This is a genomic window from Dactylosporangium vinaceum (assembly GCF_019904175.1).
Taxonomy (GTDB): Bacteria; Actinomycetota; Actinomycetes; order Mycobacteriales; family Micromonosporaceae; genus Dactylosporangium; species Dactylosporangium vinaceum.
Genome location: NZ_CP061913.1, coordinates 1,663,373 through 1,686,506, shown reverse-complemented (window position 1 = coordinate 1,686,506; position 23,134 = coordinate 1,663,373). Strand labels below are relative to the sequence as shown.

The following is a 23,134-nucleotide window of genomic DNA, read 5'->3' as shown; positions in this document are numbered from 1 at the left end:
GCCCGGCGCGCACGCTCATGGCCCCGCGGACGGAACGCAATGCCCGCCAGCGCCCGATGCCCGGCGGACCATCCCGCACGCGTCCGAGCGCAACACGTCCGAGCGCAACGCGTCCGCGCGTCGCGTCCGAGCACGACGCGTCCGAGCGCGACCTCATCTAAGCGCGACCCGCCCGAGCGATCTGAGAGGCGTCTGACCGTCACAGATCCGCGCGATGCATTCAAGCGTGTCGCATCCGAGCGCGACGCGTCCGAGCGCGACGCATCCGAGCACCATGTATCCACCGCCACGCGTCCAAGCGCGACGCATCCGAGCACCACGCATCCGCGCCACGCGTCCGAGCGCGACGCATCCGAGCGACCCGTCCGGGGCACGACACATCCGCGCGCAATCCGTCCAGGCACGACAGGGCGCTGCACGACGCGGACGCCGAAGGGAGGCGCCCCAGGCGCCGACCGGTGCCTCGCGGGAGGAGCGGACCGCAAGCAGCGCGGACCCGAGTCACGGCCTTTGTCCTTAATCTCGAATCTCTCCTGCCGATCAGCGTTGGGTGACGGGTCGGCTCGGCAGTGCGGTCCGCCAGGTCGGCTGGGCCGGTGCGCTGGCCATCGCGGTCGTGCTGGCGGTCGGGCTCGGGGCGTCCTGGCAGGCCGCGCACGCCATCCGGCAGGGGCAGCAGGATCGGGCGCAGGCCGTGCTCGACCGGGCGGCCGGGCTGTCCGACGCGTCGGTGCGTTCGGAGATCCACCGGTACCTCGACACGCTGCGCACGGTGGCGGCGGCGGTCGGTGCGCAGAGCGATCTGACCGCCGAGGACTTCGCGTCGACCACCGCGCCGCTGCGGGAGGCCGGGCTGGTCGGGGCGACGTCGTTGGTGTTCCTGGTGGCGGCCGACGACTCGCAGGTGGCGGCCACACAGGAATATTGGCGCGGGCAGGGCGTCGCCGGCCTGGAGCTCAAGCCGATGGGCACCGGGCGCGAGCACCTCTTCACGATCTTCACGCGGCCCCTCGACGACACCGCGGTCCTGCCCGCCGGGACCGACCTGTCGCAGGCGGCCGAGCCGACCGCGGCGCTGTGGGAGGCGCGGCGCTCCGGGGAGGCGGCGGCCTCCGACACCTACGTGCTGCTGCGCGACCGGAAGCTGCCGGCCGGGCAGCAGCAGCTGTCGTTCGTGCTGGCCGCACCCTCCTACGGCGATCCGACGCCGGACGGGCGGCGGGACTTCAAGGGCTGGGTGGTGCTCGGGCTGCGGGGGCAGGACTTCCTCGGCGGTGTGCTCACGCGCGCGACCCAGGGCCAGGCCGACGCCGAGCTGTGGGCGCAGAACGGCGGCGGGGTGGAGGCGCGGGTGGCCCGGCTGCATCAGGCCGGGACGCATCCGGATCTGCACCGGGACCTGCACGTGGCGATCGCCAACCGGGAGTGGCGGCTCGTCGTGTCGGCCGACGCGGCTCGGCTCGGCGGGTCGACGCCCGCCCTGCCGCTCGTGGTCGGGCTCGGCGGCACGCTGCTGACGCTGCTCGTGTGCGCGATGCTGTGGGCGCTGGCCGGGGCGCGCGGGCGCGCGGAGGCGAAGGTGGTCACCGCGACCGCGGGGCTGCGGGCCGCCAGGCGCATTGCCGACCACCAGGTCGCGCTGCTCAACGGCATCCTGGAGCGCATCAGCGACGGCGTCGGCGTGGTCGACGGCGAGGGACACTTCCTGGTGCACAACCCGGCCGCCCAGGCGATGCTCGGCGCCGAGGAGGTCTACCTGCCCGACGGCGTCACGCCGTTCCCCAACCACGAGCAGCCGATGGTGCGGGCCCTGGCCGGGCAGTCGACCGACCGGGTCGAGATGGTCATCAACGGCGTCCTGCTGTCGGTGAGCGGGCGGCCGCTCGACCACGACGGGCAGCGCGGGGCGATCGTGGTGTTCCACGACATCACCGAGGCGCGGGAGCGCGAGGCCGACCTGGCGGCGTTCGCCGGGATCGTCGCCCACGACCTGAAGAACCCGCTGACCGTCATCGGCGCCCACACGGAGATGGCCCGCGACGCGCTGCCGGACGAGCCCGAGCAGGCCCTGGAGAGCCTGGAGCGGGTCGGGTCGGGCGTGGTGCGGATGCGGCGGCTGATCGACGACCTGCTGGCCTACGTGACCGCGCGCGACGCCGCCCTGAAGCCCGGCGAGGTCGACCTGGCCGGGCTCGTGGCCGACGTCGTCGCCGAGCGGGTCGGGCACCTGCGGGTGCAGCCGGACGTGTACATCGGTGCGCTTCCGCACGTCGAGGCCGACCCGGCGATGCTGCGCCACGTGCTGGACAACCTGGTCGGCAATGCGCTCAAGTACGTGCGGCCGGGGCGCGTCCCGAAGATCGACATCAGCGCGCACACGGCCGGACCGGGCTGGGTCCGCGTCGAGGTCGCCGACCGCGGGATCGGCATTCCGGACGCCGACAAGGCCCACGTGTTCGAGTCGTTCCACCGCGCGCACGCCGGCCAGTCCTACGGTGGCACCGGCCTCGGCCTGGCCATCTGCCGTCGGATCGTGGACCGGCACGGCGGGACGATCGCGGTGACCGACAACCCCGGCGGGGGCAGCCGGTTCAGCTTCACGATCCCGGCCGCGGTCCCGGTGGTGCCGGCGGCCGTGGACGCCCACGAGTACGTGTAGAAGCCGCCACCGCGTGATCAACTGGTGGCAGACTGTCAACGTGCCCCTCATGTACCTTGCCGGATGGGCCGCCTCGGCCGGTGTGCTGGCCGCGCTGCTGCTCATCATCCGTCTGCTGAAGTACGGCACCGCACTGCCCCCGGCGCCGCCCGGCACGCCCGACTACGGGCTGCTGCGCTCGGTGTCGATGGTGGGCGACCTGGCGTTCGCCCGCGAGGTGCGGGACCGGCTGCGCTCCAACGGCGTCCGCGCGACGCTGGCCACCGGGCCGGACGGCATGGTGCGCATCCTGGTCTTCGCCGACGAGCTGGACCGGGCCCGGCGGTTGATCAATTCCTAGGAGCCCCTTCGGTCGTACTCCTAGTCGCGCTCGGTCCACCGGAACGTCAACAGGCACAGGGCGAGGGCCAGCACGATCCAGCCGCCCAGGACGAGCGCGATGGTGCCGTGCTGCCACGCGCCGGAGGTCTCCCGGATCGCGAAGGAGTCGGGCAGGAAGACCGAGCGCATGCCCTGGGTCATCCACTTGAGCGGGAAGACCGAGGCGACGCCGCGCATCCAGTCGGGCAGCTGGGAGTACTGGAAAAAGACGCCCGAGATGAACTGCAGCACGATCGCGACCGGGGTCACCACGGCCGGGCCGCTGCGGCCGGTCTTGGCCAGCGAGGAGAACGCGATCCCGCACAGCGTGCAGGCGGTGATCCCCAGCAGCGACACCCAGACGAACGTCAGCCACTTCTCGCCGGTGGCCGGGAGCTTCACGCCGAAGAACAGCGCGGCCACCGTGACCAGCAGGACGGTCTCGACCAGGCCGATGACCAGGACCATGACGACCTTGCCGATGAAGTAGGCGGCCCGCGGCATCGGCGTGCCGCGCAGGCGCTTGAGGATGCCCTTCTCGCGCTCCATCGGGATCTGGATGGCCAGGCTCTGGAAGCCCGTCGAGAGCAGGCCCGCGGCGATCATGCCGGCCGCGAAGTACTGCGTGAAGGTCACACCTGGCGCGATCTCGCCGCCGAACACCGCGCCGAACACGCACAGCAGGATCAGCGGGAACGCGAGGGTGAAGACCACCGACTCGCGGCTGCGCAGGAACTGCTTGATCTCGAGGCCGCCGCGCAGGAGGCCGAGCCGCAGGGTGTTCATGCCGCTGTCACTTCTTCGGGGCTGCCGATCATCCGCAGGTATACGTCCTCGAGGCTCGGTCGCGTCACGGTCAGGCCCGGCACCTCGCCGCCGAACCGCTCGGACAGCTGGGCGACGAGCGCGGTCGGGGCGTCGGTGCGCTCGCTCTTCGGGCCGTCCTCGCTCGTCCAGGCGACGGTGGCGCCGCCCTCACCGCGCCCGCCGAGCTGTGCGGGCGTGTCGACGGCGATGAGCCGGCCGCCGGCGAGCACGCCGACCCGGTCGGCCAGCGCCTCGGCCTCGTCCAGGTAGTGGGTGGTGAGCAGGATCGTCGTGCCCGCGCCGCGCAGGTCGCGGATGACGGCCCAGAACTCGCGCCGCGCCTCGGGGTCGAAGCCGGTCGTGGGCTCGTCCAGGAACAGCAGCTCGGGGCGGCCGACGATGCCGAGCGCCACGTCGAGGCGGCGCTTCTGGCCGCCGGAGAGGGTGCGGGTGCGGTCGTGCTGCTTCTCGGCCAGCCCGACCCGCGTGATGATCTCGTCGGGGTCGGCCGCGCCCGGGTAGTAGTTCGCGAAGTGGTGGACCACCTCGCGGGCGGTCAGGTCGTCGAACTCGCCGGTGCTCTGCAGCACCACTCCGACCCGGGCCCGCCACGCCTTGTCCGCGCGCTGGGGATCGAGGCCCAGCACCGCCACCTCGCCCGACGTGCGGCGGCGGAAGCCCTCGAGGATCTCCACCGTCGTGGTCTTGCCGGCCCCGTTCGGCCCGAGGAGCGCGAAGACCTCGCCGACCCGGACGTCGAGGTCGACGCCATCGACGGCGAAGGCCTTCCCGTACGCCTTGCGCAGGCCGCGCACCGTGATCGCATCCGCCACGGCGTTCACTATAGAGCGGTGACAACTTTCACCGGGTTCCCCTAGTTACCGTTCAGTAGGGTACTCGCATGGTGACCGAGAGGCTCCCCGAACGCGACCGCCCGTGGGTCATGCGCACCTATGCCGGCCACTCCTCGGCGGCCGCCTCCAACGCCCTCTTCCGCCGCAACCTGGCCAAGGGGCAGACCGGCCTCTCGGTGGCGTTCGACCTGCCGACCCAGACCGGCTACGACCCCGACGCCGAAGCGGCCCGCGGCGAGGTCGGGCGGGTCGGCGTGCCTGTCGCGCACCTCGGCGACGTGCGCGCCCTGTTCGACGGCATCGACCTCGGGCGGGCGAACACCTCGATGACCATCAACGCGACGGCGATGTGGCTGCTGGCGTTGTACGTCACGTGCGCCCGCGAGCAGGGCGTCGACCTCGCGTCCCTGGCCGGCACCACGCAGAACGACATCGTGAAGGAGTACCTGTCCCGGGGCACGCACATCTTCCCGCCCGGCCCGTCGCTGCGCCTCACCACCGACACCATCGCCTGGACGGTCGCGAACTGCCCGCGCTGGAACCCGGTGAACATCTGCTCGTACCACCTGCAGGAGGCCGGGGCGACGCCCGTGCAGGAGGTCGCGTTCGCCCTGGCCACGGCGATCGCCGTGCTGGACGCGGTGCGCTCGTCGGGCCAGGTGCCGGACTCCGGCTTCGCGTCGGTCGTGGCCCGGATGTCGTTCTTCGTCAACGCGTCCGTGCGCTTCGTCGAGGAGACGGCGAAGATGCGGGCGTTCACCGTGCTCTGGGACCGGATCACGCTCGAGCGCTACGGGGTGCGGGACGCGGCCGCGCGCCGGTTCCGCTACGGGGTGCAGGTCAACTCGCTCGGCCTGACCGAGGCCCAGCCGGAGAACAACGTCCAGCGGATCGTCCTGGAGATGCTCGGCGTGACACTGTCGCGGTCGGCGCGGGCTCGGGCGGTACAGCTGCCGGCCTGGAACGAAGCACTTGGACTGCCGCGGCCGTGGGACCAGCAGTGGTCGCTGCGCATGCAGCAGGTGCTGGCCTTCGAGTCGGATCTGCTGGAGTACCCAGACCTGTTCGAGGGCTCGCACGTGATGACCGCGCTGGTGGACGGGGTCGTGGCCGAGGCCTCGCAGGAGCTGGACCGGGTGCTGTCGATGGGCGGGGTGGTGGCCGCCGTCGAGTCCGGGTATCTCAAGCGCTCGCTAGTGGCGTCGCTGGCCGCGCGGCGGGCCCGGCTGGAGAGCGGCGAGGACGTCATGGTCGGGGTGAACCGCTTCACCGAGACGGAGCCGTCGCCGCTGACCGCGGCCGGCATCGAGCTGATCGACCCCGGTGTCGAACGGGCGGCTGTCGACTCGGTCGTCGCCTGGCGGGCGGCGCGCGGCGACGTGACGGCGGCGCTCGCGGCCCTGCGGGCGGCCGCGGCCGGCGACGCGAACCTGATGGCGGCGACGCTCGACTGCGTTGCCGCAGGTGTGACGACCGGCGAATGGGCGGGGGTGCTGCGGGAGGTCTTCGGGGAGTACCGAGCGCCGACCGGGCTGGGGAACACGTCATCCGTCCCCGCCGGCGACCTGACCGCCGTGCGGGAGCGGGTCCGCCGGGCCGCCGCGGAGCTCGGAACCGGCCGGCTGCGCCTGCTCATCGGGAAGCCGGGGCTCGACGGGCATTCGAACGGGGCCGAGCAGATCGCCATGCGGGCCCGCGACGCCGGGTTCGAGGTGGTGTACCAGGGCATCCGCCTGACGCCGGCCCAGATCGTGGCCGCGGCCGTGGAGGAGGACGTCAATCTAGTAGGTTTGTCGGTCTTGTCGGGATCGCACCTGGCCGTGGTGGAGTCCGTGCTGTCGGGTCTGCGCGCGGCCGGGCTCGCCGACCTGCCCGTGGTGGTGGGCGGCATCATCCCGCCCGCCGACGCGCAGACGCTGCTGGCCGCCGGGGTGGCCCGGGTGTTCACGCCCAAGGACTTCGCGATCACGGACGTGATCGATGAGCTGGTGAGCGTGATCTGCGCGGCTAGAACAGCGTGAGCTCGTCCTTCTTCGCCCCGCGCAGGGCGTTGTAGTCGAGCACGACGCAGCGGATGCCCCGGTCCTCGGCGAGCACGCGGGCCTGCGGCTTGATCTCCTGCGCCGCGAAGATTCCCGACACCGGGGCGAGCAGGGGGTCGCGGCCGAGCAGCTCGAGGTATCGGGTCAGCTGCTCCACGCCGTCGATCTCACCCCGGCGCTTGATCTCCACAGCCACGGTCGCGCCCTCGCCGTTGCGGCAGAGCAGGTCGACGGGCCCGATCGCGGTCATGTACTCGCGCCGGACAAGCGTGAACCCGCTGCCCAGCGTCTCCGGCGCGGCCGCCAGCAGCTCCTGCAGGTGCGCCTCGACACCGTCCTTGACCAGGCCCGGGTCGATGCCCAGCTCGTGCGAGCTGTCGTGCAGGATCTCCTCGATCGTGATCCGCAGCTCCTCGCCGCCCTTGTTGACGACCCGCCACAGCCCCTCGGTCTCCTCCAGCCGGCAGGGCGGGGACATCCAGTTCAGCGGCTTGTACGCCCGGTCGTCGGCGTGGATCGAGATCGACCCGTCCGCCTTGATGAGCAGCAGGCGGGTCGCGGGCGCGAGGTGGGCCGTGAGCCGGCCGATGTAGTCGACCGAGCACTTGGCGATGACGAGACGCACGGCGGACAGCCTAACCGCCCAGGCTGTGGGACTGGCACCCCGATGTCATGCTTTAGGAGTGTTGGAGTCATTGACGGGTCTCGGCCTCGCCACATCGGCCGGGCTCAACGCGTACATCCCGCTCATGGCCATCGGCCTGCTCGCGCGTTACTCGGACCTGATCACGCTGCCGTCCAACTGGGCGTGGATGGAGAACGGCTGGACCCTGACGATCGTCGCGGTCCTGCTCGCGATCGAGTTCGTCGCGGACAAGATACCGATGCTCGACCACGTGAACGACGTCATCCAGACCTTCATCCGCCCCACGGCGGGCGGTCTGGCCTTCGGCGCCGCGTCGAGCTCGGAGACGGTCACGGTGACGGACCCGGGATCATTTTTCACGAGCCATCAATGGGTACCCATAGTGGTGGGCGGCGCCATATCGCTCGGCGTCCACGGCATGAAGGCCGCGGCCCGCCCGGTCATCAACGCGACGACAGTCGGGGTCGGCGCCCCGATCGTGAGCACCATCGAGGACTTCTTCAGCGTGGCCCTGTCGGTGCTGGCCATCGTCTTCCCGTTGATCGTCCTGCTCTTCGTCCTGCTGATCTTCGTGTCGTTCGGCTGGCTCATGCGCCGCCGCAAGCGCCGCAAGGAGGAGAAGGCCGCCGCGAAGTGGGCCGCCGCCCAGGGCTACCGCCCGGCCCCCTGACCCCGACGGGGCAGACCGTCACCCCCACCCACCCGGGCCGCGCTCTCGCGTTCGGCGCCCGGGTGGGCCGGGCCCGGGGTCAGAAGTCGAACTGGTCCGGTGGCGCTACGGCCCGCTCCACCTGGACGCCGAGGCCCCGCAGATCGGACTCGAAGCTCGGGTAGCCGCGGTCGATGTGGTGGACGTGGCGGACCTCGGTGATCCCGTCGGCGCACAGGCCGGCGATCGCCAGGCCCGCGCCGGCTCGGATGTCGGTGGCGGTCACCGGGGCGCCCGACAGGCGGTCCTTGCCGCGGACGACCGCGTGGTGGCCGTCGGTGCGGATGTCGGCGCCCAGGCGGGACATTTCGTTGATGAACATGAAGCGGCCGTCGAAGATGTTCTCGGTCACCAGGGAAGAGCCCTCGCTCACCGCGGCCAGGCCCACCGCCATCGGGAGCAGGTCGGTGGCGAACCCGGGGAACGGGAGGGTCACGATGTCCACGGCCTTCGGGCGGGAGGGCATGACCACCCGGAACGAGTCCGGGTTGGTGGTGACCTCACCGCCGGCGGTCACGACCTTGTCCAGGGCGATCTCCAGGAACGCCGGGTCGATCCCGTGCACCGTCACGTCACCGCGGGTCATGGCGGCGCCGAAGGCCCAGGTGCCGGCCACGATGCGGTCGCCGATGGTGCGGTGCTCGACCGGGCGGAGTTCCGGGACGCCCTGGATGACCAGCCGCGAGGAGCCGGCTCCCTCGATGTCGGCGCCCATGTCGGTGAGCATGCGGCAGATGTCGACGATCTCCGGCTCGCGGGCCGCGTTGTCGATCTCGGTGCGGCCGTTGGCGAGGACGGCGGCCATCAGCAGGTTCTCCGTCGCGCCGACGCTCGGGAAGTCCAGCCAGATGGTGGCGCCGTGGAGCTTGGGGGCGGTGGCGATGACGAAGCCGTGCTCGCCGGAGACGTCGGCGCCCATCCGGCGCAGGCCCTCGACGTGCATGTCCAGGCCGCGGGAGCCGATGGCGTCGCCGCCGGGGTGCGCCACGCGGACGTGGCCGCGGCGGGCGACGAGCGGGCCGAGGACGCAGATCGAGGCGCGCAGGCGGCGGACCAGGTCGTAGTCGGCCTCGGTGCCCAGCTCGTCGGGCACGTCGATGACGACGCGGTCCTCGTCCTGCTCGACGTCACAGCCGAGGCGGCGCAGCACCTCGGCCATGATGGCGATGTCGGTGATGCGCGGCACGTTCGTCAGCACGCTGCGGCCGGTGGCCAGCAGGGCCGCCGCCATCAGCTTGAGGGCCGAGTTCTTCGCCCCGACCACGGATACGTCCCCGGCCAGCCGGGTCCCGCCCATCACACGGATCACGTCCACGTCCGTCATCGTAGGGGGATTCCGTACCGTGAAAACCATGGCCATTCACCTCACGCGGATCTACACGAAGACCGGCGACACCGGTACCACTGGACTTGGCGACTTCTCGCGCGTGTCCAAGACGGACCCGCGCCTGGTCGCGTACGCCGATGTCGACGAGGCCAACGCGGCGATCGGCGCCGCGCTGGCGCTGGGTGCGCTCGACGAGCGGATCGCGGCGGTGCTCCGCGCCGTCCAGAACGACCTCTTCGACGTCGGCGCGGACCTGTGCAACCCCGTGTCCGCCGACCCGCCGCACCCGCCGCTGCGGGTCACGCCGGAGCAGGTGACCCGGCTGGAGCAGTGGTGTGACGAGTTCAACGCGGAGCTGCCCAAGCTGGACTCCTTCATCCTGCCCGGCGGCACCCCAGGCGCCGCGCTGCTGCACGTGGCCCGCACGGTGTCCCGGCGCGCGGAGCGCAGCGGTTGGGCCCTGTGGGAGGTCGACGCGGACCGGACGAACGTCGTCGCGCTGGAGTACCTCAACCGGCTTTCGGACCTGCTCTTCATTCTGTGCCGGTCCGCAAACCCAGGGGGCGACGTCAAGTGGGTGCCGGGCGGTCAGCCCGTCTTGTAGCGATAGGGCCGCGTCTCCGGGGTGGACTCTCCTGGAGGCGCGGCCTCGACCCAGGACAGAAAGCCGGTGAGCGCACGCTCGGCCATGGCAATCTCCACCGGGGCCTGGCGGTTGATGCAGCGGACGATCACCCAGTCGGGCGGGAGCACGAGCAGCTCGGCCGCGTCGGGGATGCGGCGGCGCTCGACGGCGAGCCCGCGCCGCGTCAGGACCCGGCGCGGGCCCGGCCAGAAGCTGAAGATGCGATACCACCGCAGCTCGTCGCCGGCGAACCGGGCCAGGCCGGCGGACCAGCCGCGGCCGGGGACCATGGTGCTCAGGCGGACGCCGAGCTCGATGGTGCCGCCCTGCCGGGCGATCACGAGACGGCGCAGAAACAGCACCGCCAGGGCGGCGAGCAGGACCAGGACCGCGATGCCGATGCCCTCGACGATCCTCACCTGCGCCGCCCGGTCGCTTTAGTGGGCTGCGGAGGAGGCGGTGGCGGGGGTGCAGCTCTCGGCGAGGATCGTCACGCCGGTGCCGGTGACGGAAATGAACCCGCCGAACACGTCGTAGGCGATCTCCCGGCCACCCTGCTTGATGCGCACCTGGCCCTCTTCGGCGAGCTGGCCGAGCAGCTGCTCGTGGCCGTAGAGCACACCGAGCTCACCCTCGGTGGTGCGCGCCACCACCATGTCCGCGTCGCCGGACCACACTTTCTCCTCGACGGCTACGAGCTCGACGTTCAGCTGCCTCGCCACGCTAGTTACTCCTCGTGTGCGCGATCCGGTTTGGACGAGTCTAGTCAATCATCGGGCGCGGGGAGCAGTGGGCCTCACCACGTTGGCACACCTGGTGAACAGGCCGATCGCGCCGCACGCGCCACCTCGGTCCGAACACTTCAGAGCGTGACCCACGTCACCGCCCCGCGCAGTGTCTTTGCCGAAAATTTCAGATTCCCGTAACGAAAAGAAAGGGCGCACCACCCGTGAGCGGCGCGCCCTTCCAAGCAACCGACCAAAGACCGACGAACGTCAGTCCTTCATCAGCTCGTGGGCCTTCTTCTCGAGGTCCTCGAGGCCGCCGCACATGAAGAACGCCTGCTCGGGGAAGTGGTCGTACTCCCCCTCGCTGATCTTCTTGAACGACTCGATGGTCTCCTTGAGCGGCACCGTCGAGCCCGCGACGCCGGTGAACTGCTCGGCGGCGTAGGTGTTCTGCGACAGGAAGCGCTCGATCCGGCGGGCCCGGTTGACCGTGACCTTGTCCTCTTCGGACAGCTCGTCCATACCGAGGATGGCGATGATGTCCTGCAGGTCCTTGTACTTCTGCAGGATCCGCTGCACCTCACGCGCGACGGTGTAGTGCTCGATGCCGACGAACTCCGGCGCCAGGATGCGCGAGGAGGACGCCAGCGGGTCGACGGCCGGGTAGATGCCCTTGTCCGAGATCGACCGCTCGAGGTTGGTCGTCGCGTCCAGGTGGGCGAACGTGGTGGCCGGCGCCGGGTCGGTGTAGTCGTCGGCGGGCACGTAGATCGCCTGGAGCGAGGTGATGGCCTTGCCCCGCACGGAGGTGATGCGCTCCTGGAGCAGGCCCATCTCGTCGGCCAGGGTCGGCTGGTAACCGACGGCGCTCGGCATACGGCCGAGCAGCGTCGACACCTCGGAGCCGGCCTGCGTGAACCGGAAGATGTTGTCGATGAAGAGCAGCACCTCCTGGTTCTGCACGTCACGGAAGTACTCCGCCATGGTCAGCGCGGAGAGCGCGACGCGCAGCCGGGTGCCCGGCGGCTCGTCCATCTGGCCGAACACGAGGGCGGTCTTGTCGAGCACGCCACCCTCTTCCATCTCCAGGATGAGGTCGTTGCCCTCGCGGGTGCGCTCACCCACGCCGGCGAACACCGACGTACCACCGAAGTTGCGGGCGACACGGGTGATCATCTCCTGGATGAGCACCGTCTTGCCCACGCCGGCCCCGCCGAACAGGCCGATCTTGCCACCGCGCACGTAGGGCGCGAGCAGGTCGAGCACCTTGATGCCGGTCTCCAGCATCTCGGTCTTCGGCTCGAGCTCGGCGAACTTCGGCGCCGGGCGGTGGATCTCCCAGCGGTCCTTGATCTCCAGCGTCGACTCGTCGGCGTTGAGGACCTGGCCGAGGGCGTTGAACACGTGGCCCTTGGTGACGTCACCGACGGGCACCGAGATGCCGGAGCCGGTGTCGTGCACCTCGGTGCCGCGGACGAGGCCGTCGGTCGGCTGCATGGAGATGGCGCGCACCATGTTGTCGCCGAGGTGCTGCGCAACCTCGAGCGTCAGCGTCTTCGTGCCCTCGGAGAGGGTCACGTCGACGTGGAGCGCGTTGTAGATCTCGGGCATGGCGTCGCGCGGGAACTCGGCGTCGACGACCGGGCCGATGACCCGGACCACGCGGCCGACCGCGGTCTTCGTGTCTGCTGGTGCAGTCATCACACATCACTTCCCGCCGCCGCCAGCGCGTTGGCGCCGCCGACGATCTCGCTGATTTCCTGGGTGATCGCCGCCTGCCGTGCGGAGTTCATTTCGCGGGTGTACCGCTTGAGCAGGTCGTCGGCGTTGTCGGAGGCGCTCTTCATGGCGCGCCGGCGGGCGGCCGACTCACTTGCCGCCGAGTCCAGCAGCGCCGCGAAGATCCGCGAGTTGATGTACTTCGGCAGCAGCGCCTCGAGCAGCGTCTCGGCGTCGGGCTCGAACTCGTAGGCCGGCAGCGGCCCGCTGACCTCGGTCTCCTCGACCTCCATCGGCGCGACGATGCGCGCCACGGGGGTCTGGGTCATGAGCGAGCGGAACTGCGTGTGGACCATGTAGAGCTCGTCGATGCCGTGCACGCTGTCGGCACCGGGGCCGTCGGCGGTGTCGTCGGCGCCGTTGACGAACGCCTCGATCAGCGCCTCGCCGATGTCCGACGCGTTCTCGTAGCGCGGCTGCTCGGAGAAGCCCGTCCAGCTCCCGGCGACCTCACGGCCCCGGAACCGGTAGTACGCGACGCCCTTGCGGCCGGCGACATACAGCGCGACCTGCTTGCCGTCCCCGCGCAGCCTCGCGATCAGCTGCTCGGCGGTCCGCAGTGCGTTGGCGTTGTAGCCGCCGCACAGCCCCCGGTCGCTGGTGACGACGAGCACGCCGGCCCGGTGGACCGTCTTGCGCGGCACCAGCAGCGGGTGGTCGACGTTCGCGTTGCTGGCCAGCGCCGTCAGCACGTCCGTGATCGCCTCGGCGTAGGGCAGGGCGGCGGCGACCCGCTCCTGCGCCTTGCCGATGCGGCTCGTGGCGACCAGCTCCTGCGCCTTCGTGATCTTCTTGGTCGACTTGACCGTCCGGATCCGGCGGCGCAGTGCCTGTACTTGACCGGCCATGCGTCAGCCCGACTTCCGGACCTGGCGGGTCACGGTCTCGCGCTGCTGCTCCCCCTCGAGGGCTTTGGCCTCGGCTTCGTTCACCTTGACCTCGTCACCCTTGGCCGAGAAGACCTGCTTGAAGTTCTTGATCGCGTCGGTGAGCCCGTCGATGGTCGACTGCTCCAGCTTCTTGCTCTCCGCGATCGCGTCCAGCAGCTCCTTGCGGCTGGAGCGCAGGTGCTGGAGGAACTCGGTCTCGAAGCGGCGGATGTCGCCCACGGCGATGTCGTCGAGCTGGCCCGTCGTGCCGGCCCACACCGAGACGATCTCCTCCTCGACCGAGAACGGCGAGTACTGCGGCTGCTTGAGCAGCTCGACCAGGCGGGCACCCTTGTCCAGCTGGGCGCGCGAGGCCTTGTCGAGGTCGGAGGCGAACGCGGAGAACGCCTCGAGCTCGCGGTACTGCGCCAGGTCCAGCCGGAGCCGGCCGGCGACGTCCTTCATGCCCTTGACCTGGGCCGAACCGCCGACCCGGGAGACCGAGGTGCCGACGTTGATCGCCGGGCGGACGCCCTGGTTGAACAGGTCGGACTCGAGGAAGACCTGGCCGTCGGTGATGGAGATGACGTTCGTCGGGATGTAGGCCGAGATGTCGTTGGCCTTCGTCTCGATGATCGGCAGACCGGTCATCGAGCCCCCGCCGAGGTCGTCGGAGAGCTTGGCGCAGCGCTCGAGCAGCCGCGAGTGCAGGTAGAACACGTCGCCCGGGTACGCCTCACGGCCCGGCGGGCGGCGCAGCAGCAGCGACACGGCGCGGTACGCCTCGGCCTGCTTGGTCAGGTCGTCGAAGACGATCAGGACGTGCTTGCCGCCGTACATCCAGTGCTGGCCGATGGCCGAGCCGGTGTAGGGGGCGAGGTACTTGAAGCCGGCCGGGTCGTCCGCCGGGGAGGCCACGATGGTGGTGTACTCCATCGCGCCCTGCTCTTCGAGGGTGCCCCGGATCGCGGCGATCGTCGTCGCCTTCTGGCCGATGGCGACGTAGATGCAGCGGACCTGCTTCTTCGGGTCGCCGGAGCGCCAGTTGTCACGCTGGTTGAGGATCGTGTCCAGCGCGACGGTGGTCTTGCCGGTCTTGCGGTCGCCGATGATCAGCTGGCGCTGGCCGCGGCCGATGGCGGTCATGGCGTCGATCGCCTTGATGCCGGTCTGCAGCGGCTCCTTGACGGGCTGGCGGTTCATGACGTTCGGCGCCTGGAGCTCGAGCTCGCGGAAGCCCTCGTTGGCGATGTCGCCGCGGTCGTCGATGGGCTGGCCCAGCGGGTTGACCACGCGGCCCAGGAAGGCGTCGCCGATCGGGACCGAGAGCACGCGGCCGGTCCGCTTGACCTGCTGGCCCTCCTCGATGCCCGCGAACGGGCCGAGCACGACGACGCCGATCTCGCGGACGTCGAGGTTGAGCGAGAGACCGAGCGTGCCGTCCTCGAACTCGAGCAGTTCGTTGGCCATGGTCGAGGGAAGGCCTTCGACCTGGGCGATACCGTCGCCGGCGTACGAGACGACGCCGACCTCCTCACGGGAGACCTTTGCGTCAACGGACGAGACGTAGCGCTCGAGCGCGCCCCGAATGTCGTCCGAGGAGATGGTCAGCTCGGCCATCCTCAACCTTCTATCTGGAGTATCAAGCTTCGGGGTAATTACTTCGAGAGCGCCGTCTTCGCCTCGGCGAGACGCCGGGCGACCGTGCCGTCGTAGAGGTCGGAGCCGACCTTGACCCGCACGCCACCGATGATGCGCGGATCGACGTCCACCTTGATGGAGACATTCCGACCGTACAGCTCGGCCAGACGGTCGGCCAACCGCTGCTCCTCGGCGTCGGTGAGCGCGACGGCGGTGGTCACGTAGGCCACCGACCGGTCCCGCTTCGCCGCGGCCAGCTCGACCAGGCGGGTGAGCGAGCTGTCGAAGCCGCGCCCGCCGAAGCCGGCGACGGCCAGCTGGACCAGGCCCAGCGTGGCCGGCTTGACCTTGCCTGCGAGCAGGTTCGCGGCCAGCTCCGAGCGGGCGGAGACCGGGGCCGTCGAGTCGCCGAGCGCGCCCGCGAGCCGCGGGTCACCGGAGACGATCTGGCTGAAGCGGAAGAGCTCGTCCTCCACGTCGGCCAGGTCGCCGCCGCGGTCGGCCGCGGTCAGCAGGGCGTCGACGCCGAGCCGCTCGACGCCGTCGAGCAGCGCGCCCGGACCGGACCAGTGCCCGGAGACCAGCACGCCGAGCAGGTCGATCGTGGCGGCGCTGACCTTGCCCGACAGGATCGAGCTGATCAGCTCCGTGCGCGACGAGCCCGAGCGGGCCGGGTCCGCGAGGGCCCGGCGCAGCCGCGGCTCCCGCCGCAGCAGGCCGGCGACCGCCAGGATCTCTTCGGCGACGGTGGTGATCGCAGCGACGTCAGCGCTCGCCGAGGACTCGGCGAGCTTGTCGGTCGCGGCCCCGTAGGCCTGGCGGTTGGCGTTGTTCGAGAGTGCGTCCATCAGCGCCGTCCGGCGGCGGCCGAGTCGCCGTTGCCTTCGCCGATCTCCGCGAGGAACCGCTCGACCGTGCCACGGCGGCGGGCCTCCTCCTCGAGGGACTCACCGACGATCCGGCCGGCCAGGTCCACCGCGAGCGAGCCGATCTCGGCCCGCAGCTGGCGGACGATGGTCTGCCGCTCGGTCTGCAGGGCCTCACGCCCCGCGGCGATGATGCGGTCGCTCTCCTCGCGGGCCTTCGCGAGGATGTCCTCGCGGATGCCCGTCGCGTCGGCGCGCGCCTCGTCACGGATGCGGGCCGCCTCGGTGCGGGCCTCCGCGAGCTGCTCCTTGTACTGCTGGAGGAGCTTGTTCGCCTCGGCCTGCGCCTCTTCGGCACGCTTGATGCCGCCCTCGATCGCGTCAACCCGGGCCCGGAAGGTCTCCTCCATGCGCGGGAAGACCAACTTCACGAGTACGAACACGAGAATCGCGAAGGCGATGCCTCCGACGAGGATCTCCTGCCAGATCGGAATGATCGGGTTGTGCTCTGCCTCGGCAGCAAAATTCAGCATGGGAAACCTCCCGGTTGAATCGGAGGAGGGAGGGCTACTTGCCGAACACGAAGCCGAAGGCGATACCCAGCAGGGCGAGCGCCTCGACCACGGCGAAGCCGAGGAACATGTACGTACGGGTCAGACCGGCCGACTCGGGCTGGCGAGCGGTCGACTGGATGTAGGAGGCGAAGACGATGCCGACGCCGATGCCGGGGCCGATCGCGGCGAGGCCGTAACCGACCGCGGCCATGGAACCGGTGATCTCTGCCAGAGCCATTTGTGAATCCTCCTGGGATCTCGCGTGACCGATTCACGCGGGACAACTGAAAAGGGTGGAGCGGCAACGCTTTCGAAGACCGAAGCGGGGTGGCGCGGGTGTGACGAATTGGTCGGTGACGAAGTGGACGCCCGCGGCTAGTGCTCGTCGGCCAGGGTGCCGGCGAGGTAGTTGGCCGTCAGCAGCGTGAAGACGTACGCCTGCAGGGCGGCGATCAGCAGCTCGAAGAACGTGAGCAGGATCGTCATCACCCAGGAGACGATGGAGATCGGCTTGAGGAACAGGCTGTCCGCGTTGAGCAGCGCGAAGCCGCCGAGCGTGAACACCAGCAGCAGCATGTGGCCGGCGAACATGTTGGCGAAGAGTCGCAGGGCCAGCGTGACCGGCTGCAGGATGAACGTCTGCAGGGCCTCGATCGGCAGCAGCAGCGGCTGCATGTACCACGGCGCGGGCAGGTAGGTCGCGTGCTTCAGGTAGCCGAAGAACCCGTGCTTCTTGAAGCCCTGGTACAGGTACAGGAAGTACGTGCACAGTGCCAGCATCAGCGGGAAGGCGATGTGGGCCATCGGCGAGACCTGGATGAACGGCACGATCGAGAAGATGTTGCCGACCAGGATGAAGCAGAACAGGCTGGCCAGATACGGCGCGAACTTCAGGCCGTGGTGGCCGATGACGTCCTTGGCCACGCCTTCCCGGACGAAGCCGTAGATGCTCTCCGCGAGCCACTGGCCCTTCGTCGGCACGATCTTCGGGCTGCGGTAGGCGACCAGGAAGAACACGATGACGATCAGCGCGGCCAGCCAGAGGAACAGGCTGAACTTGGTAAGCCACTCCGCACCGCCCACCAGCGCCGGCGGGTAGATGTCGTCCACACTGGGCGGGAAAGGCACCTCCGCCAGAACCTGACCGCTCACCGTGTTCCCTTCGAAATATATGTCGATGCCACCGACTCAGGCGCCGAGTTTCTTGACGACGAGATAAATGCCGCCGGCCGCGCCGATGACACATCCCGCTCCGGTGGCGTATCCGTCCCAGCCGACCCAACGATCGATGAGCCAGCCGACGAAGCCCCATACGGCAATGCCCGAGATGAGGTATCCGACGGCGGCCCAACCTGTGTTGGCGCCAGCCGCACCGGACTGCTTGGGTGTCTGGTTGTCCGCCATGACGCGGTGACCATATCAGCCTGCCGGGAGCACCCGTGCATCGACCCCCGCGTGCTCATCGCGCGGGGGTTGCTTATCGGGCCGGGGCCATCAACCGGCGGTCGACAACGCTACTCCTCCGAATGCCCACGGAGGGTCAACTACACGACTGACTCGTGAGTGAATGTTGCGCACGGTCACCCCCTGGGCGTTAGCTGAATGTCCCAGCTTAACCCTCCGTGTAGGGGTGATGACCTTGCGCAACGCCGTCATCGCTTTCTTCTTGATTCTGGCGGCCGTCGTCGTCACGAAGACCGGCCGCGACCAGACACCACGGCCCGTGAGCGGAATCACGGGCACACTGTGCTCCATATCACCGCAGCGTGTCACCGAGAGTAGCGGAAAACTGCTCGCCGCGGCGCAGTTCCACTGCGACCCGCCCGGCCCCGATCGGTTCGCGCTGACGGTCCGGCTGCAGCACAGTACCGATGCCGGCTGGAAATCCGTCGCCGAGCAGACCTTCACCGCGGCGAAGGGCGAGACGTTGCGCTCCGTACCCGCAGCTCAGCGGAGCCGGCAGGTCTCGGCGGCCTGTGCCGACGGCGCATATCGAACAGCTGCGGAATGGTCGGTGAACGGCGGTCGAACCGGCTCGGCGCTGGGCCCGGAGCGTCGCAATCCGTGCCGGTGACACCCGGCCACGCGGCGGCCGGCGACCTGGCGAGCGCGGGTGCGGGCGGCGGAACCCTCCGCGTCCCGCGCTCCTACTGGATCTCGACGTAGGGGATCTTGGCGCGCCAGACCCACACGGCGTGCGCGGTCATCCAGGCGATCACGGCCACGATGACCGCGACGCCCATCCACGGCAGGCCGGCCCACCCGGTGTTGAGCGCCGCCCACATGGCCAGGCCGATGATCGTGAACTTGATGACGTACGTCCCCAGCGCCACCGGCAGCAGCAGCTGGCGGTTCTTGAGGTCCGTCCAGGCGATGACCAGGCTGGACACCACATAGCTCAGCGTCACCAGCGCCACGCCCGCCACATCGGCGGCCGCACCCGTGCCGCCGTCGCGCCACAGCGCGATTGGGACGGTCACCACCAGCACGATCACCATCGCGAGGAGCTGGGCGGGGAGATGGTTCAGCCGCTTCTTCATCACGGGGAAGGATACGCGGGGAACGCCGCCGTGAGCTCGCGCACCTGCTCCGCCACCGGCTCGCCCCGCACCGCCGCGGCGATGAGCGCGGCGATCCGCCGCATCTCCGGCTCCTTCATGCCCTGCGTGGTCACCGACGGTGTGCCGACGCGGATGCCGGACGCGGTCATCGGCTTCTCCGGGTCATACGGGATGGCGTTCTTGTTGAGCGTGATGCCCGCGGCGTCGCAGCGCTCCTCGGCCTCCCGACCGGTGATCCGCAGCGCCCGCAGGTCGATGAGGGCCAGATGGGTGTCGGTACCCCCGGACACCGGACGCATCCCCTCGCCCTCCAGCCCCGCGGCGAGCGCCCGCGCGTTCGCGATCACCTGCCGGGCGTAGTCGGCGTACGCGGGCTGGGCCGCCTCCTTGAGCGCCACCGCCTTCGCCGCGACCGCGTGCATGAGCGGGCCGCCCTGCGTGAACGGGAACACGGCCTTGTCGATGCGCTGGGCCAGGCCCTCCCGGCACAGGATCATGCCGCCGCGCGGGCCGCGCAGGACCTTGTGCGTCGTGGCGCAGACGACGTCGGCGTGCGGGACCGGCGACGGGATCGCCCCGCCCGCGACCAGGCCGATGAAGTGGGCCGCGTCGACCATGAGATACGCGCTCACCTCGTCGGCGATCGCGCGGAAGCGGGCGAAGTCGATGAGGCGCGGGTACGCGGTGGCCCCGCAGATGATCATCTTGGGCCGGTGCTGCAGCGCCAGGTCGCGGACCTCGTCGTAGTCGATGAGCTCGTCGTCCTTGCGCACCGGGTAGCCGACGGTGTCGAACCACTTCCCGGAGAAGTTGACCTTGCTGCCGTGGGTGAGGTGCCCGCCGTGCGGCAGCTCCATGGCCAGCACGGTGTCGCCCGGCATCAGCAGCGCCGCGTAGGCGGCCAGGTTGGCGCCGGCCCCGCTGTGCGGCTGCAGGTTGGCGTGCTCGGCGCCGAACAGGGCCTTGGCCCGCTCGATGCCCAGCGCCTCGGCCCGGTCGACCTCGCCGCAGCCGCCGTAGTACCGGCGCCCGGGGTAGCCCTCGGCGTACTTGTTGGTGAGCGCGGAGCCGAGCACCGCGAGCACCGCCGGGGAGGTCAGGTTCTCGCTCGCGATCAGCTGGAGCCCGCCGCGCAGGCGTGCCAGCTCGTCGAGGACGACGTCGGCGATCTCGGGATCGGTCTCCCGCAGCGCGTCGAAGTCGGGCCCCCAGTACGTGTCGGCCATGAAATGAGTCTAGGGGCCGATTGCGCAGGGTAAGCATGAAGTCATGCGTTGTCTCGTGACCGGTGCGACCGGCTACGTCGGCGGCCGTCTGGTCCCGCGCCTGCTCGCGGCCGGGCACGAGGTCCGCTGCCTGACCCGCGACGCACGCCGGCTGCGCGACGTCCCGTGGGCCCGCCGGGTGGAGATCACCGAGGGCGACGTCCTGGAGGACACCGGGCTGCCCGACGCGCTGCGGGGCGTCGAGGTCGCGTACTACCTCGTGCACGCCCAGGGCGGCGAGGACTTCGAGGACGCCGACCGGCTCAGCGCGCTCAACTTCGCCATCGCCGCCGAGGCGGCCGGTGTCGACCGGATCGTGCACCTCGGCGGCCCCCTGCTGCGCGAGGTCGGCGACATCTTCCTGCGCTGCGCGGTGCCGGCCACAGTGTTCCGGGCCGGGCTGATCATCGGCTCCGGGTCGGCCTCCTTCGAGCTGCTGCGGCACCTCGCCGAGCGGCACCCGGCCATGCTCGCGCCCGCCTGGATGCGCACCCGCGTCCAGCCGATCGCGATCCGCGACGTGCTGCGCTACCTGGTCTCCGCGGCCACCGTCTTCCCGCCCCCGGTGAACCGGGCCTTCGACATCGGCGGGCCGGACGTGCGGACATTCGACGAGCTCCTGCAGGGGTACTCCCGGATCGCCGGCCTGCCCCGGCGGGTCCTCGTGCCCGTGGCCGCCGCCGCCCCGGCCCTCTCGTCGCACTGGATCGGCCTCGTCACCCCGCTCCCCGGCCGCGTCGCCCGGCCGCTCGTCGGCGGCCTGTGCCGGGCCGCCGTCTGCGCCGAGCACGACATCGCGGGATACGTCCCCGACCCCCACGACGGCCTGACCGGCTTCGACGCCGCCGTGCGCCTGGCCCTGCGCCGGATCCGCGACGCCGACGTCGAGACCCACTGGTCCGGCGCCGCGCCCAGCGACCCGCTCCCGAGCGACCCGCGGTGGTCCGGCGCCACCGCGTACCGCGACGAGCGGGCCCACTACGTCGACGGCACCCCGCAGGGGCTCTGGCTGGCCATCGAGGACACCGTCGACGCCGCGCACCGGCACACGTGGGCGGTGGAGCAGGTGGTGCCGGAGGAGGTCGTCCGGCTGCGGCTCCAGCGGCGCATCCCCGGGCAGGCGTGGTTGGAGCTGTGGTGCGCCGTCGACGAGGAGGAGCGCACCGTCTACGAGCAGCGGGTCGTGTTCCGCCCCCAGGGCCTGGCCGGGCACCTGTACTGGCGGGCCGTCGCGCCGCTGCACCGGTGGGTCTTCGGGCGGATGGCTACCGCTGTCGTGCGAAGAGTGCCTGCGCCAGTGGCCGCGTCGTCGCGTGGATCTCGTCCGCGACGCGGCTGAAGTACGAGTCGGGCCGGCCCCAGGGGTCGTCGAGCTCGTCGCTGTCGCGGGCCGGCTCCCCCGCCCTGAGCCTGTCGGCCGCCTCGACGAGGGCGACGCCGCGGGCGTACGGATCGGCCAGGTCGCCCGGCAGCCGGACGTCGCGGATCAGCCGCCCGAACTCGCCGAACACGAACGTGCGCGCGGACGCGTCCGGGCGCAGCTCCGCGACGTAGTCGACCTGCTCGATCGTCGCGGTCAGCACCAGGTCGGAGGCGTCCACGTGCTCGGCCAGCAGCTTGCGCGCCTTGAACCCGGCGACGTCGCCGCCCCGGGCCACGACCTGCCGGGCCGCCTGCGCGTCCATCGGCTCCCCGGCGTGCCAGCCGCCGACGCCCGCGCCGTGCACGTAGAGGTCGTCGGCGGTCCCGCCGAGCGCCAGCGCGTCGGCGACGAGCAGCCGCTCCGCCATCGGCGACCGGCAGATGTTGCCCATGCACACGCAGAGCACGCTGAACGGGGCGGCCTTCACGCCGCCGCTCGCTTCAGCCGGTCGTGCACGGCGATCCAGTCCTCGCCGGGCGGTGGCCGCTCGACCAGGATCGTGGCCACGGCGGCGTCGTCGAGCCGGTGCAGCGCCGCGTACAGGTCGGCCGCGTACCCGGCCGCATCGTTCGGCAGCAGCTCCACGTGGTCGGCGACCGGCGCCGGCGTCCGATGGGCGAGCACACCGACCGGGCGGGCGGCCGCGGCCACGTCCAGCTCGTCCTGGATCAGGAGGCGGGCCCGCGGGGCGTAATGCCGGCGCGCCATCCCGGGCGCGGGCGCGCTGACCGCACCGTCGAGGTCGAACGGCGGCAGGTCGACCTCGCCGACGACCGCGCGGATCGCCCGCAACGGAAGCGCCCCGGGGCGCAGCAGCCGCGGCCGCGGCCGCGACAGGTCCACGATCGTCGACTCGATGCCGAGCCGGCAGCTCCCGCCGTCGAGGACCAGCGGCACGTCGGGCAGGCTGCGCAGCACGTGCTGGGCGGTCGTCGGCGAGACGCTCTCCGACCGGTTGGCGCTCGGCGCCGCGAGCGGGAGGCCGCACGCCCGCAGCAGCTCCAGCGCGACGGGGTGGGCCGGGACCCGGATCGCGATCAGCTCGGTCGTGGCGGCCGCGGCGGCGGGCACCGCGGGTGAGCGCCGCAGGACGATCGTGAGCGGGCCCGGCCAGAAGCGATCGGCCAGATCCTGCGCGGTCGCCGGCCATTCGTCGACGAGCGCCCGGGCCTCGTCCGGCCCGGGCACGTGCGCGATGAGCGGGTTCCAGGCCGGGCGGCGCTTGAGCCGGTAGATCTCGCCCACGGCCGCGGCCGACAGGGCGTTGGCGCCGAGCCCGTAGACGGTCTCGGTCGGGAACGCCACCACGGCGTCGCGCCGCAACAGCTCCGCCGCCCGCCGGATGCCCTCGGCGTCGGCCGCGACGATGCGCCCGGGGCCCTCGTGGGCACCGGTCTTCGCGAAGGCCGCCATCGCGCC

Annotated in this window: 25 protein-coding genes; 7 read left to right on the top strand and 18 right to left on the bottom strand. The window is 71.0% G+C overall.

Going from position 1 to position 23,134, the window contains the following annotated elements; translation table 11 throughout:
- The first annotated feature begins 550 nt into the window (after nucleotides 1-550).
- On the top strand, nucleotides 551-2,659 hold the full coding sequence (locus Dvina_RS07385; protein ID WP_223101596.1) for an ATP-binding protein: 2,109 nt from the start codon (nucleotides 551-553) through the stop codon (nucleotides 2,657-2,659).
- Between the two features lie 49 nt (nucleotides 2,660-2,708).
- Nucleotides 2,709-2,999, top strand: coding sequence for a hypothetical protein (locus Dvina_RS07380; protein ID WP_223101595.1), 291 nt, complete (start codon nucleotides 2,709-2,711; stop codon nucleotides 2,997-2,999).
- Nucleotides 3,000-3,019: 20 nt separating this feature from the next.
- On the opposite strand, the gene Dvina_RS07375 is transcribed toward Dvina_RS07380, so the two are convergent.
- A complete protein-coding gene (locus tag Dvina_RS07375) occupies nucleotides 3,020-3,805 on the bottom strand; it encodes an ABC transporter permease (RefSeq protein WP_223101594.1) in 786 nt (261 codons plus the stop codon).
- On the bottom strand, nucleotides 3,802-4,659 hold the full coding sequence (locus Dvina_RS07370) for an ABC transporter ATP-binding protein (RefSeq protein WP_223101593.1): 858 nt from the start codon (nucleotides 4,657-4,659) through the stop codon (nucleotides 3,802-3,804). The genes Dvina_RS07375 and Dvina_RS07370 overlap by 4 nt, the downstream gene beginning before the upstream one ends.
- Before the next feature lie 68 nt (nucleotides 4,660-4,727).
- Here Dvina_RS07370 and Dvina_RS07365 point away from each other — a divergent pair, with 68 nt between their 5' ends.
- Nucleotides 4,728-6,701 carry a protein meaA gene (locus Dvina_RS07365; protein WP_223101592.1) on the top strand — a complete coding sequence of 658 codons (1,974 nt, stop codon included), beginning with the start codon at nucleotides 4,728-4,730 and terminating at the stop codon, nucleotides 6,699-6,701.
- Here the strand turns inward: Dvina_RS07365 and nucS are convergent.
- Nucleotides 6,688-7,347 carry an endonuclease NucS gene (gene nucS / locus Dvina_RS07360; protein WP_223101591.1) on the bottom strand — a complete coding sequence of 220 codons (660 nt, stop codon included), beginning with the start codon at nucleotides 7,345-7,347 and terminating at the stop codon, nucleotides 6,688-6,690. The genes Dvina_RS07365 and nucS overlap by 14 nt on opposite strands.
- A gap of 58 nt (nucleotides 7,348-7,405) precedes the next feature.
- Here nucS and Dvina_RS07355 point away from each other — a divergent pair, with 58 nt between their 5' ends.
- Nucleotides 7,406-8,038 (top strand): DUF4126 domain-containing protein, encoded by a 633-nt coding sequence (locus Dvina_RS07355; RefSeq protein WP_223101590.1) that lies wholly within the window; start codon nucleotides 7,406-7,408, stop codon nucleotides 8,036-8,038.
- Nucleotides 8,039-8,117: 79 nt separating this feature from the next.
- Here Dvina_RS07355 and murA read toward each other — a convergent pair whose 3' ends face one another.
- On the bottom strand, nucleotides 8,118-9,401 hold the full coding sequence (gene murA, locus Dvina_RS07350) for a UDP-N-acetylglucosamine 1-carboxyvinyltransferase (RefSeq protein WP_223101589.1): 1,284 nt from the start codon (nucleotides 9,399-9,401) through the stop codon (nucleotides 8,118-8,120).
- Nucleotides 9,402-9,429: 28 nt separating this feature from the next.
- On the opposite strand from murA, the gene Dvina_RS07345 reads away from it, so the two are divergent.
- Nucleotides 9,430-10,008 (top strand): cob(I)yrinic acid a,c-diamide adenosyltransferase, encoded by a 579-nt coding sequence (locus Dvina_RS07345; protein ID WP_223101588.1) that lies wholly within the window; start codon nucleotides 9,430-9,432, stop codon nucleotides 10,006-10,008.
- Here the strand turns inward: Dvina_RS07345 and Dvina_RS07340 are convergent.
- The 10 genes from Dvina_RS07340 to Dvina_RS07295 form a co-directional block, all read right to left on the bottom strand.
- Nucleotides 9,993-10,448, bottom strand: a complete 456-nt coding sequence (locus Dvina_RS07340; RefSeq protein ID WP_223101587.1) for a DUF2550 domain-containing protein — start codon at nucleotides 10,446-10,448, stop codon at nucleotides 9,993-9,995. The genes Dvina_RS07345 and Dvina_RS07340 overlap by 16 nt on opposite strands.
- A gap of 18 nt (nucleotides 10,449-10,466) precedes the next feature.
- Nucleotides 10,467-10,751, bottom strand: coding sequence for a F0F1 ATP synthase subunit epsilon (locus Dvina_RS07335; protein WP_223101586.1), 285 nt, complete (start codon nucleotides 10,749-10,751; stop codon nucleotides 10,467-10,469).
- Between the two features lie 273 nt (nucleotides 10,752-11,024).
- Complete coding sequence (gene atpD / locus Dvina_RS07330; protein WP_223101585.1) at nucleotides 11,025-12,458, bottom strand: F0F1 ATP synthase subunit beta; 1,434 nt, start codon at nucleotides 12,456-12,458, stop codon at nucleotides 11,025-11,027.
- Nucleotides 12,458-13,384, bottom strand: coding sequence for a F0F1 ATP synthase subunit gamma (locus Dvina_RS07325; RefSeq protein WP_223101584.1), 927 nt, complete (start codon nucleotides 13,382-13,384; stop codon nucleotides 12,458-12,460). The genes atpD and Dvina_RS07325 overlap by 1 nt, the downstream gene beginning before the upstream one ends.
- Nucleotides 13,385-13,387: 3 nt before the next feature.
- A complete protein-coding gene (atpA, locus tag Dvina_RS07320; protein WP_223101583.1) occupies nucleotides 13,388-15,025 on the bottom strand; it encodes a F0F1 ATP synthase subunit alpha in 1,638 nt (545 codons plus the stop codon).
- Between the two features lie 38 nt (nucleotides 15,026-15,063).
- The gene (locus Dvina_RS07315) at nucleotides 15,064-15,894 is read right to left on the bottom strand and encodes a F0F1 ATP synthase subunit delta (protein ID WP_223101582.1); all 831 of its coding nucleotides are present in this window, start codon (nucleotides 15,892-15,894) and stop codon (nucleotides 15,064-15,066) included.
- Nucleotides 15,894-16,442: a F0F1 ATP synthase subunit B gene (locus tag Dvina_RS07310; RefSeq protein WP_223105380.1), complete on the bottom strand. Its 549-nt coding sequence runs from the start codon at nucleotides 16,440-16,442 to the stop codon at nucleotides 15,894-15,896. Before Dvina_RS07310 ends, Dvina_RS07315 begins: the two co-directional genes overlap by 1 nt.
- Nucleotides 16,443-16,479: 37 nt before the next feature.
- Nucleotides 16,480-16,704 (bottom strand): ATP synthase F0 subunit C, encoded by a 225-nt coding sequence (gene atpE, locus Dvina_RS07305; RefSeq protein WP_223101581.1) that lies wholly within the window; start codon nucleotides 16,702-16,704, stop codon nucleotides 16,480-16,482.
- Nucleotides 16,705-16,841: 137 nt separating this feature from the next.
- Nucleotides 16,842-17,618: a F0F1 ATP synthase subunit A gene (atpB, locus tag Dvina_RS07300; protein ID WP_223101580.1), complete on the bottom strand. Its 777-nt coding sequence runs from the start codon at nucleotides 17,616-17,618 to the stop codon at nucleotides 16,842-16,844.
- Nucleotides 17,619-17,654: 36 nt separating this feature from the next.
- Nucleotides 17,655-17,870, bottom strand: coding sequence for an AtpZ/AtpI family protein (locus tag Dvina_RS07295; protein WP_223101579.1), 216 nt, complete (start codon nucleotides 17,868-17,870; stop codon nucleotides 17,655-17,657).
- 229 nt (nucleotides 17,871-18,099) lie between these two features.
- Here Dvina_RS07295 and Dvina_RS07290 point away from each other — a divergent pair, with 229 nt between their 5' ends.
- A complete protein-coding gene (locus Dvina_RS07290) occupies nucleotides 18,100-18,540 on the top strand; it encodes a hypothetical protein (RefSeq protein WP_223101578.1) in 441 nt (146 codons plus the stop codon).
- A gap of 73 nt (nucleotides 18,541-18,613) precedes the next feature.
- Here the strand turns inward: Dvina_RS07290 and Dvina_RS07285 are convergent, their stop codons facing one another.
- Complete coding sequence (locus Dvina_RS07285) at nucleotides 18,614-19,006, bottom strand: hypothetical protein (RefSeq protein WP_223101577.1); 393 nt, start codon at nucleotides 19,004-19,006, stop codon at nucleotides 18,614-18,616.
- On the bottom strand, nucleotides 19,006-20,253 hold the full coding sequence (locus tag Dvina_RS07280; protein ID WP_223101576.1) for a serine hydroxymethyltransferase: 1,248 nt from the start codon (nucleotides 20,251-20,253) through the stop codon (nucleotides 19,006-19,008). The genes Dvina_RS07285 and Dvina_RS07280 overlap by 1 nt, the downstream gene beginning before the upstream one ends.
- 43 nt (nucleotides 20,254-20,296) lie before the next feature.
- On the opposite strand from Dvina_RS07280, the gene Dvina_RS07275 reads away from it, so the two are divergent.
- The gene (locus tag Dvina_RS07275; protein WP_223101575.1) at nucleotides 20,297-21,631 is read left to right on the top strand and encodes a DUF2867 domain-containing protein; all 1,335 of its coding nucleotides are present in this window, start codon (nucleotides 20,297-20,299) and stop codon (nucleotides 21,629-21,631) included.
- On the opposite strand, the gene Dvina_RS07270 is transcribed toward Dvina_RS07275, so the two are convergent.
- Nucleotides 21,558-22,106 (bottom strand): arsenate reductase/protein-tyrosine-phosphatase family protein, encoded by a 549-nt coding sequence (locus tag Dvina_RS07270; RefSeq protein WP_223105379.1) that lies wholly within the window; start codon nucleotides 22,104-22,106, stop codon nucleotides 21,558-21,560. The genes Dvina_RS07275 and Dvina_RS07270 overlap by 74 nt on opposite strands.
- Nucleotides 22,107-22,138: 32 nt before the next feature.
- Nucleotides 22,139-23,128: an L-threonylcarbamoyladenylate synthase gene (locus tag Dvina_RS07265; RefSeq protein ID WP_223101574.1), complete on the bottom strand. Its 990-nt coding sequence runs from the start codon at nucleotides 23,126-23,128 to the stop codon at nucleotides 22,139-22,141.
- Nucleotides 23,129-23,134 lie beyond the last annotated feature (6 nt).

Coding starts and splice junctions, on each gene's coding strand:
- Dvina_RS07380 (WP_223101595.1), top strand. CDS start 2,709: ATGTACCTTGCCGGATGGGCCGCCTCGGCCGGTGTGCTGGCCGCGCTG.
- Dvina_RS07375 (WP_223101594.1), bottom strand. CDS start 3,805: ATGAACACCCTGCGGCTCGGCCTCCTGCGCGGCGGCCTCGAGATCAAG.
- Dvina_RS07365 (WP_223101592.1), top strand. CDS start 4,728: ATGGTGACCGAGAGGCTCCCCGAACGCGACCGCCCGTGGGTCATGCGC.
- murA (WP_223101589.1), bottom strand. CDS start 9,401: ATGACGGACGTGGACGTGATCCGTGTGATGGGCGGGACCCGGCTGGCC.
- Dvina_RS07345 (WP_223101588.1), top strand. CDS start 9,430: ATGGCCATTCACCTCACGCGGATCTACACGAAGACCGGCGACACCGGT.
- atpD (WP_223101585.1), bottom strand. CDS start 12,458: ATGACTGCACCAGCAGACACGAAGACCGCGGTCGGCCGCGTGGTCCGG.
- Dvina_RS07325 (WP_223101584.1), bottom strand. CDS start 13,384: ATGGCCGGTCAAGTACAGGCACTGCGCCGCCGGATCCGGACGGTCAAG.
- atpA (WP_223101583.1), bottom strand. CDS start 15,025: ATGGCCGAGCTGACCATCTCCTCGGACGACATTCGGGGCGCGCTCGAG.
- Dvina_RS07315 (WP_223101582.1), bottom strand. CDS start 15,894: ATGGACGCACTCTCGAACAACGCCAACCGCCAGGCCTACGGGGCCGCG.
- atpE (WP_223101581.1), bottom strand. CDS start 16,704: ATGGCTCTGGCAGAGATCACCGGTTCCATGGCCGCGGTCGGTTACGGC.
- Dvina_RS07295 (WP_223101579.1), bottom strand. CDS start 17,870: ATGGCGGACAACCAGACACCCAAGCAGTCCGGTGCGGCTGGCGCCAAC.
- Dvina_RS07290 (WP_223101578.1), top strand. CDS start 18,100: ATGACCTTGCGCAACGCCGTCATCGCTTTCTTCTTGATTCTGGCGGCC.
- Dvina_RS07285 (WP_223101577.1), bottom strand. CDS start 19,006: ATGAAGAAGCGGCTGAACCATCTCCCCGCCCAGCTCCTCGCGATGGTG.
- Dvina_RS07280 (WP_223101576.1), bottom strand. CDS start 20,253: ATGGCCGACACGTACTGGGGGCCCGACTTCGACGCGCTGCGGGAGACC.
- Dvina_RS07275 (WP_223101575.1), top strand. CDS start 20,297: ATGCGTTGTCTCGTGACCGGTGCGACCGGCTACGTCGGCGGCCGTCTG.
- Dvina_RS07270 (WP_223105379.1), bottom strand. CDS start 22,106: ATGGGCAACATCTGCCGGTCGCCGATGGCGGAGCGGCTGCTCGTCGCC.
- Dvina_RS07265 (WP_223101574.1), bottom strand. CDS start 23,128: ATGGCGGCCTTCGCGAAGACCGGTGCCCACGAGGGCCCCGGGCGCATC.